General features: G+C 53.1%; 2 protein-coding genes. Both read right to left on the reverse strand.

All coding sequences use genetic code 11. The features are described 5' to 3' along the window. Nucleotides 1–766, reverse strand: a 766-nt coding sequence (gene cybH, locus MV985_RS07790) for a Ni/Fe-hydrogenase, b-type cytochrome subunit (protein WP_297465018.1), incomplete at its 3' end; no start/stop codon positions are given. Between the two features lie 39 nt (nt 767–805). After that, nucleotides 806–1,836 (reverse strand): nickel-dependent hydrogenase large subunit (locus MV985_RS07795; protein WP_297465020.1); only part of this gene is annotated, 1,031 nt, incomplete at its 5' end.

The raw sequence follows: 1,836 nt of genomic DNA on the forward strand, positions 1-1,836 counted from the left end.
GGGCTTTTAGCTCCGATTTTAGCTTTTCGCACTCCTCTTTTGAGGCTACATCGTCGCAGTCGGCGGGCAGATGCCCTTCGGGGAAGTATTTGACACCGGCGCTCATGGAGGATAGCTCGCCCTCTTTTGCGATAAAGTCGTTGAAGAAGACCATGTAAACGTGGACGATGACGAAGAGGGCTATTATCCAGGCCACAACGTGGTGCCAGAAGTGCAGCGTGTACTCGTTTCCGCCAAAGAGCGGTAAGGTCCAGCTGCTAACAGCTTTTGCCCAAAAGCCCTCGGGGTCGGACATACCGTACATGGCAAAGCCGGTCCATATCTCGAAGAGTATTAATAGCAGAACGAATAGATAGGCGGTTCTTGCCAACGGGTTCCTAATCAGGGGAATATGCTCTTTCTTGATAAGCAGATAGAAGAGTATCACCTCGAAGAGCCCTTTCCAGAACCAACCCCTCCAGAATTTGGGTATCAGCAACCAGAAGTGGGATTTTTTCGTGAACATTAAAAAGAGCCTGTAGAGGAATGCAAATAACAGTATGTATCCGGCGGCGAAGTGTATCATCCGGATGATATCCATATTGAGGGCGCGCCCGTAGGCTTCGGTCGGCTCCAGGATAGAGCCAATGAAGAACGGATTACCTATGTAGAGGCCGGTAACAAAGAGCGTCGTTATGGCTAAGAATTGAACCCAGTGCCAAATCCTCAACCCCGGTTGAAAGAGGTAGAACCGGTAGAAAACCTTTTTGACCACATTGGGAATCATCTTTTACACCTCCCTTAAAAGGGAAAAAGAAGAGGGGGATTAAACCATGCAGGCGGAGTTCACGTTGAAGTGGGTAATCTCTTTACCGTCCTTGCTGTAGATGTGGGTGGCGCAGGCGAGGCAGGGGTCGAACGAGTGTATCGTCCTCAGTATTTCCAACGGCTGTTCGGGGACTTTCACCTCGGTGTCGAGCATCGATGCCTCGTAAGCGGCCCTCTGCTCGCCGTACTCGTTCTTAATCCTGGGCGCAACGTTCCAGGTGGTGGGCACAATCGCCTGGTAGTTCTCTATAGTCCTGCCGTTTATCACAACCCAGTGCGAGAGCGCTCCCCTCGGAGCCGCTGCCATACCGACCCCTTTCTTGATGCCGCTGCCCCAGGTTTCGGGGTCGAATTTGGAGGTGTTGGCTACGGCGGTGTCGCCCGCTTTGATATTGTCGTAGAGCTTTTTGAGGAAGTAGGCGCTTAAGTTGGCGCCGAGCTGGGCTTCCAAGCCCCTCGCTACGGTTCTACCTACGGTCGAGAGCATCCACTTTTCGGGGGGCAGCCCGAGCATTTCGGAGACCATCTCAATCTGTTTAACAATCATTTCATCGGCAAAGGAGGGCTTTATGTGTCCCTGTTTTACGGCGGTGTACGCGACGATATAGCGGGCCAGCGGTCCCACCTCGTGGGTCATACCCTTGTAAACGGGGGTCTTGGAGTAGGAGTACTTCTTCGACGGGTCGAGGTATTTCCACGGAGTGGGGGGAACCTCTTCGGGTGCCGGTATGGTCTGACCCTCCCACGGGTGGAGCGGTTTGTTGTCGCCTACGGTGTAGTGGTAGAACGAGTGCTGTACGTACTCGGCAACGTGCTGGAGGCTATCCTTGTTGAAAGGCTCGTATTTTGCCTTTTCCACACCCTCTTTGAAGTTGTGGACCACACCGTTGGAGTGGTAGAGAATCTTGTTCCAGTAGTCGCCGGTGCGGCTGAAATCGCTGTAGGGCTCATCGGGAAATTCGCCAAAATCGAGCACCCTCTCTTTTGCCAAGCCGCCGCCGTAGAACCATTTGTGCTGGTTGAGGTAGA

Source organism: Thermococcus sp., from assembly GCF_027012695.1.
Taxonomy (GTDB): Archaea; Methanobacteriota_B; Thermococci; order Thermococcales; family Thermococcaceae; genus Thermococcus.